Annotated in this window: 8 protein-coding genes and 1 pseudogene; 6 read left to right on the top strand and 3 right to left on the bottom strand. The window is 39.8% G+C overall.

The window, feature by feature from the left end; all coding sequences use genetic code 11:
• From NWF01_05225 to NWF01_05215, 3 genes are all read right to left on the bottom strand, one after another.
• Nucleotides 1-440, bottom strand: a 440-nt coding sequence (locus NWF01_05225) for a nucleotidyltransferase domain-containing protein (protein MCW4024421.1), incomplete at its 3' end; no start/stop codon positions are given.
• 306 nt (nucleotides 441-746) lie between these two features.
• Nucleotides 747-1,607, bottom strand: a complete 861-nt coding sequence (locus tag NWF01_05220) for a hypothetical protein (GenBank protein ID MCW4024420.1) — start codon at nucleotides 1,605-1,607, stop codon at nucleotides 747-749.
• Nucleotides 1,608-1,999: 392 nt separating this feature from the next.
• A complete protein-coding gene (locus NWF01_05215; protein ID MCW4024419.1) occupies nucleotides 2,000-2,248 on the bottom strand; it encodes a hypothetical protein in 249 nt (82 codons plus the stop codon).
• 345 nt (nucleotides 2,249-2,593) lie between these two features.
• Here NWF01_05215 and NWF01_05210 point away from each other — a divergent pair, with 345 nt between their 5' ends.
• The 6 genes and pseudogenes from NWF01_05210 to NWF01_05185 all read left to right on the top strand — a co-directional run bounded on the left by NWF01_05210 (nucleotide 2,594) and on the right by NWF01_05185 (nucleotide 6,885).
• Nucleotides 2,594-2,788 carry a hypothetical protein gene (locus NWF01_05210; GenBank protein ID MCW4024418.1) on the top strand — a complete coding sequence of 65 codons (195 nt, stop codon included), beginning with the start codon at nucleotides 2,594-2,596 and terminating at the stop codon, nucleotides 2,786-2,788.
• A gap of 1,335 nt (nucleotides 2,789-4,123) precedes the next feature.
• Nucleotides 4,124-4,291, top strand: a pseudogene (locus NWF01_05205) (metal-dependent transcriptional regulator).
• Nucleotides 4,289-4,552, top strand: coding sequence for a hypothetical protein (locus NWF01_05200; protein ID MCW4024417.1), 264 nt, complete (start codon nucleotides 4,289-4,291; stop codon nucleotides 4,550-4,552). Before NWF01_05205 ends, NWF01_05200 begins: the two are co-directional and overlap by 3 nt.
• Nucleotides 4,553-4,558: 6 nt before the next feature.
• Nucleotides 4,559-5,194 carry a class I SAM-dependent methyltransferase gene (locus NWF01_05195; GenBank protein ID MCW4024416.1) on the top strand — a complete coding sequence of 212 codons (636 nt, stop codon included), beginning with the start codon at nucleotides 4,559-4,561 and terminating at the stop codon, nucleotides 5,192-5,194.
• 54 nt (nucleotides 5,195-5,248) lie between these two features.
• A complete protein-coding gene (locus tag NWF01_05190) occupies nucleotides 5,249-5,998 on the top strand; it encodes a class I SAM-dependent methyltransferase (protein MCW4024415.1) in 750 nt (249 codons plus the stop codon).
• Nucleotides 5,999-6,165: 167 nt separating this feature from the next.
• Nucleotides 6,166-6,885 carry a lysophospholipase gene (locus NWF01_05185; protein ID MCW4024414.1) on the top strand — a complete coding sequence of 240 codons (720 nt, stop codon included), beginning with the start codon at nucleotides 6,166-6,168 and terminating at the stop codon, nucleotides 6,883-6,885.
• The last annotated feature ends 431 nt before the right edge of the window (nucleotides 6,886-7,316 follow it).

The following is a 7,316-nucleotide window of genomic DNA, read 5'->3' as shown; positions in this document are numbered from 1 at the left end:
GTGGCAAACTTTACGCTTACTTCCCTGTTTATCAGTTTCCCGACAGCACGAAAAGCATTTACGTCGGGCTTTTTGTCTGCCAAAACTATGATGTCTATGTCGCTCTCTTCGGTCATATTCCCTTTGGCAAAACTGCCAAAAAGCAGGGTGGCATTCCCCATGCTATTGTTTGTTTCGCTGACAAGCTTCTTGATCTCAAAGTTTTTGTCCAAGTACTGGATAGATGCGAAAGTTTCTGCAAGGACCATGTGGTATAGTGTGAGGTAGTTGCCAAGGTTGAGGGTATATTCTTTGTTTCTTCCTTTTTGGGTGCCTGCAATGACATTGGTTTTTTCGAGTCGCTTGAGCTGCGCTCTTACGGCCTTGGGGTCAACCTGGACCCCTCTTGCTATTTCCCTGAGGTGCAAGGAGATGCTGTAGTCGTTTCTGTAAAGTCCCAAGATGTTGAGCGTAGTTTGATTAGTGTAGTATTTATGCCACATATGTAGTAATATTACTACAATGCAAATTTAAAGATGATGTATTAACCAAAAGGAAACTGAATAATGGGTCATCCCTGCTTGGAACTATGCAAATGGGTTAACTTAACAAACATTGTCAATTTTTGTTTACAGCACTCTTTGGAAACGACAATGGGCTACTTATTGCATATACGCTTCTCTTAGTTTTCTTAACCACACAGGAAGCTTTGACATTACTTCTTCGTCTATTTTTTCTGTCAGAATTTCGGTTAAATCATCAGGCATTCAAAACCTCGTCTCGATTATTTGGTACGCACGGCCCCTTTTGTCACCTATTGATTTTACCAGACCTTGCTTGCACAGTGACTGCATGAAATTCCGAAAAGACCTGCCGCCCTTGTGGAAATCTGACCTTTGGCAGTATAGGTCATAGAGCTTACCGCTAGGTAGTATCTTGTGCTCCTTAAGAAGAGCTAAAATAACCGAGTAGTCCTCGTTCAAGTCATAGGTATCAACTTGCTCAAAGAGTTTCATTTTTCTCGGATTGGCTTCAAAGCTCCGCAGCGTGTTCAACGCAAGCGTCAGATTGCCTTTGCTCTTCTCGACAATGTCTCGGAGAATCGCCTTGCTTACATTTGCGCTGGACCTTTCCATGAGAAGTTCAAAAACTTTGTCGTCGGGCAGTCTCTCAATCCGAACTATGTTGGCGAACTTTGCCCGATGTTCATTATTCAGTAACCGGTGGCTTTCGGGAGAATTAGCCACCAAGCAGACGCAGAAATTCAGGCCCGAAAGAATATTCAGAATGTCATGATTTTTTAATCTCTCAAAATGATCAAGAAAAACGTACACTCTGAGTTTCTTGGTTTTCTCCTTAAGCCTCTTAGTGAGGTCATAGTTGCTCTTGCTGGCTATCACGCTCCCGATAGAAATGAGTGCTTCTCTTAGAACGGCGTTTGCAGTCTGATAAAGAGAGCAATCAACATAGACAGCGTGACCCAGTCTGTCGCTAACTTTCTTCGCGACCTTTCTAATCAGACCTGTCTTGCCTATCCCATGATTGCCATAGACAAATGTATTTACCGAGTTTCTAAGGTAGCTGAAAATCTCATCTTCCCTTGTTCCCTTTACGAAACCCCTCGTCATACACTCGCTATAGCCGTTTTCTTAAAAGAGGCTTATGAGTATGCACAGATTCCGTTTGTTCCGATATATTAACAACGTTAAGTTAACACTGCCGCCAATAAAGGCGCTACAATGACAAACCTACCATCGTACAGAACTATTAAAAAATCTCTCTTAAGTCATATCGTCTGAAGATCCAGTTTTTGGCATATATAGCAATAGCAGATATACACAGATTTGCTTAAATCATTGCTTCAAAACACCATTTTCTAAGTGAAGAGCCTGCTTTTCAATAATGCCATACCTAAATGATTTCGTCTGCTTTTTTGTATATCCAATCCTTCAGCTTCGCAAGCTCTCTCTGCTCCGCCTCATCTATCCTCTCTGTATAATTCCCTATCTCTTTAGCTTGCTCAGGATAGTATTTTGAGAAAAGATACGGAATACACGTTAACCATTTCTCTGCCTAACGGCGTAGCCAAGCTTGTAGTATGAAGGTAAACCATAGCCTCCATGTCAGTTGCGGTTTTAGAAGAAAAGTTTGCCAGCCGTTCCGTCAGAATGTTATTCTTCATTTCGTCCGTTACTGCATCCGCCCACCCCTTGTAAGCAACAACTGGCGAAAAAAGTCGCCTTAGTGTTTTTTCGAACTTGTCAACCACTAAACCACCTGTCAAAAAAGCGGTTTACGGGGCCATGATGGTTACGGACGCATGCAACTTCCGTTATTTCCGATATATCCCAGCCAGCCTCTTCTTTGCGAATCCCACATATTTGGGTTGGTATCAACTATCAAAAGCGCTAATTTATCGCCATCGGATCCGGATTTCCATCTCCATTTCTCCGTGCTTCTCTCACTTTTTTCTTTTTAAAGGGGGCGTCTGAGTGAAAGACTCGACGTTGAAAAGTTAAGAGTCTGTTTGTTCGTTTTAATGCTGATGTGGCAATACGGCTAGGAAGATACAAATAACTCTGAATCATTCCTTCCTGTACTTAGGGGTTAGCATATGGAAATGTCTGCAAAAATGAAAGATGCTTATGTTCAAAGAATGCCGTCGGAACTTAAGGAAAAATTTGTCGTTCTTCCAGTTGATGAACAAGATGCCATCATCAAAGCACTAGTACGGGTTCATCAAGTTATCGAAGAAGAAACCTTTCAGTTTTTACTAGGGATAGTTAGTGCTCGTAAACAAAAACAGTGATCTGAACGATTGCAAGTAACTTCTGTGGTTGCTGTTTGACGAGCAAATTTTTGTTCTGGTAGAAAAAAGCTGCCGATTAGGGAATCGGTCTAAATCTGAAATAGTAACGCCTATGCTTGATGCCTATTGCCTATTGAATATCCAAGGGCATTTACAAGTTTTTATGGGCATTCTTGCGTGAACGGGTTACGTTTGGCGGGTCAGCATGTTTACGGGCTATCGTGTAGTCACTTAATCCTTTCTGTGCCAGTTGCGGAATTTTCAGTTCTCTTTCAGTCAGCTTCAGTGTAAACTGTTTTCCTGAAATCAGTATTAAAGCCTTATTATCACAGGCAGGCCATGGTCCTAATCTGGTTTTCTTGAGCTCAATGCCTTAAGTTTTATTTGCTATAAAGGTACTTTTTAAACTAATTACGTTTAGAATCTGATTTACCTGTTTTATCGATTGTAATTAGTTCTTTTTCTTCAAGAGTACTTAAAATGTGTCCTTACTTTTTTGGCGATTTGATTTTTTGATGGCGTCTTCCGATAAACTGTTGGACATATCTGGCTTACAGCCCTGTTTACGCTACCGTTCAGCGGTATAGCGTTGCTTTGTTTTTATTTTGGTTTAATAACATAGCCAACTTTTTCTCTTTATTGCTAGCACAACAACAGTTGAAAAATTGGTTTGGTTGTTGTTCTTTCAAATTGATTTATTTTTAGATAAGTTGTGTAGGGATTGATCTTTCTAATAATCATTATTGCTCTGGTTTGGTCAGTAGAACAACAATGCACTGCCACCTGTTTTTGTTCTTTTGTTAAGTGCTGGAATTAATTGAAAGAAGACGAAAATTTTGTGTGTGCGGCTTGTCTTATTCTTTTATCAACTTAAAAGCTTATTTTTGGAAAGAAGAAAAACGGCTGCTCCTACGGAAATTGTTGTTTTTCGTCTTTTTTAAAATAGTTGCTCGAAAGGTGAAGCATGCCAATAGTTGATTGGATAAGAAAAGCAGCCGGGAGTGTCATTAATTGGCGCTGCCATGGTTGACTATATACGTACCCAGCCAGAACCGTTTACACGCTTAAACTATACGGGCATCGTCTTTTTAGGCAAGAAAAAGGCCGTCACAGCATTTTGCTCTGAATTCAAGGCATTATCTCATTTCTTCTTTAATTAGGTGACATCGTGCTTTAAGGTAACCACGCACAGGTCATTTAGTGGGTGGTTGTACTTTTTGGCTCTGTTATCCGTAGACCGATTATTCAGAAACTGGCGTCAGCGATGCTTATATGTTAGATTAATCTAATAAGTTTAGGTGAATATAAAATGGATATGGTGTTTCAAGCAAAGCTGAAGACTACCTAAGAACAATATACGAAGAAATATCAGAAAACGGGTTTGTTCGCATCAAAGACATAGCAAGAGAACTAAACGTCACTTCCTCCACAGTTGTCGAAATGATGAAAAAACTAGACACACAAGGGTTCATCAACTACAAAAAATATGGCGGAGTCACGCTGACCAAGAGTGGAACCGAAATAGCCCTAATTGTAGAGAAGCGCCATGAAACTTTCCGGAAATTTCTCGAAATATTGCTGGTTCCAAAAGATATTGCCTTAAAAGACTCTCACATACTCGAACACCAATTGCAGATCAAAACGGTTCTGCAGTTTTCATTTTTCCTCGACTTTATTACACTGTATCCTGAGCGGTCAATGTTCATAAAAAAATGGACTGACGACTTTAAGAAATATTGCGAAAGCCAAAAACAATTGAAGTGACGGGTATTGGATGTTGAACGTCAGAATAAAGAGCGTACTTTTTGGGATAAATTCGCAAGAAAATATGACCCATTCATGGTACACAGGGCAGCCACTTATGAACTGATGATAAAAAGAATCGAGGGCTTTATTGATTCATCCACGGATGTTTTAGAAGCCGCAACAGGAACTATTGCCCTTGCAATTGCACATAAAAGTCGAAAAGTGTACGCGTGTGACATTTCACAAGAAATGATAAATGTTGCTAAAGAAAAATTGGCTGCATCTCTAATAAGCAATGTTGAGTTTAGGGTTCAAGATGCCTACAACTTGGATTATACGTCAGCATCCGTGGATGTTGTAATTGTATCTAACGTGTTACATATAATGCTGCATCCAGAGAAAGCGTTAGCGTCGATACATAGAGTGCTCAAAAAAGACGGATTCTTACTTGTAGGTGTTTTTTGTCACGGAAACAGCGTTAAAACCAGAATCATATCTTTCTTTATGTCGCTAATAGGTTTTAGAGCGTATCATAAATGGTCACCCCAATCATTCAATAGTTTTCTAGAATCAAACAATTATGAAATAATCCAAAATGAAATATTCAAGGATAAAATCCCTTTAGCATTTGTGGTTGCTAAGAAAACAGGGGCTAATTGATGTGACTATTGATTTCCTTATTTGCCCCAGAACAAGACAACGATTATTGATTGATTGGGAAAAAACGCCGTTACAACTATAGATGAGAAAATATTTTATCCCATTGTTAACGGGATTATTGATTTTGTTTCAGATGGACAATATGTACCAGACACCTACGATTCTGTCTCTTCATACTATGATACAGGCCTTACTAACAGTACCTTCCTTACTAAACTGTACAACAAAGTTGTCTGGGGCATACATGACATCGAATATGCTAATAACGTTTTATCGTTGTTTCCAAAAGAGGGTCGTCGAATAATCTTGGATGTTCCTGTTGGCACCGGAGTCTTCACCGTTGACCTATACAAAGAACTGGCTAAAACTTCTTCAATTATCGCTCTTGATTACTCAATGGGGATGCTTAAAAAGGCAAAAGAAAGATATGAAAAAAGCGGCTTAAACGATGTGCTCTATATCCGTGGCGATGTTGCACAGTTACCGATAATGTCTGAGGTTGTTAATGTTTTGTTAACTATGAATGGCTATCATGCTTTTCCTGATAAAGACAACGCATTAAAGGAGATAGCTCGGGTTGTTAAGCCAAACGGGTGCGTTTTAGGCTGTTTTTATATTAAGGGAGAAAAAAGAATCACCGATTTTGTAGTCAACACAATTTACAAAAGACAGGGAACTTTTTCCCCACCATTCTATTCAAAAAGAGAAATTAAAAATCTTTGGGGTACCTTTTTCGATTTTCAAACTTTTGGGAATCTTAACTCTATCTTGTATTTTAAAGGGGTAAAAATTGCCATACGTTGAAAATCAGGACAGGTATTTAATGAGGCAAGAACGCAAAAGCAGACACCCGTAAAATATGAAAAGTGCGATTTCTGGAAAAATTGCATGTACCGATGGTTCGGGAAGGATTTAATTGAAAAATGGCATAGTACGTCACTGAAGACTGGATAGAATCAAATGAGAAAAAGATTCATCTCGAAGTATATGACACTGGAACCCCTGAGGCTCCAACGGTTGTTTTCACACATGGGATCGCAGGGTACGCAAGGGTTCTGCTGCCCTTTCTGGTTCCGCTAAGAGAAAGGGGCTATAATATTGTTGCGCCAGATTTGCAGGGATACGGCTATAATGCAGGCATAAAAGGGGATTTTGAGTGGAATATATATGTACAGAATATCTACGATACCTTGCGCTATGCAAGAAGCAGGTTTTCAGGAAAACTGGTTGCTGGTGGAGCAAGCATGGGTGGTCCGTTAGCGTATGCTGCAGCATACGAGTTTAAGGGAGTGAACGCCCTTGCATGCTGGTGCTTGTGGGATTTCAGCAACAAAGAGTTCACATGCAATGAAACAAATACAAACCGGTTTACCTGTGTTTTGCTACCTATAGCCAAAACTATGGTCTCAATTTTTGGCAATATTAAACTGAAAACATACACGTTAATATCTTATGACGCACTAAACGATTCGCAGGAATTAAACGATTTACTTAAATCTGATCCTCAGGCAGGCACTCAAATAACATTGAAAGGAACAATTAGTCTACTGCTTCGGAGCAAACCAATCGTGCCTTACAGCGAGTTCAAAATCCCAGTGTTAGTTGTTCAGCCTAGCTCTGATAGAATGACGCCTGTCAAATACGTAAAGGATACGTTTAATCGTTCGGGCTCTGAAAAAGACATATGTTGAGCTCAGTGGAGCAGCTCATTTTCCCACGCAAAGGAAGTATCATCAAGTTTAGACTGACGAAGTTGATAACTTTATGAAACAAGTTCTTCGCCATTTCTATTTTTCTTATTTCGTTTTTATCTTCCGTCATTTACACGTACCAGTTTATGGTTCTGTTTTTCTAGTTTATTTAGGGTAAATTATAGATAAACCGACTTGCCTACTGCCCATTTAATGCGTGCGCATCTATACCGTAGAAAAATCTTATCGCTTAAAAGAGGTTGTTTAGCAAAAATGGAAAGAATGTGAATCAATGTAGGAAACCGACGGGTTTTTTCGGGCGCACCATGGTAAGGTTAATGAATCACAGCCACAAGGTTGCGGAATGGGGCTTAACTCATGTTTCTATCTGTCCAGATGCAGTGGTTCTTGATGTTGGTTGCGGCGGAGGC

This window comes from Candidatus Bathyarchaeota archaeon (genome assembly GCA_026014585.1).
Classification (GTDB): Archaea; Thermoproteota; Bathyarchaeia; order Bathyarchaeales; family Bathycorpusculaceae; genus Bathycorpusculum.
This window is presented reverse-complemented; position numbering and strand designations above follow the sequence as displayed.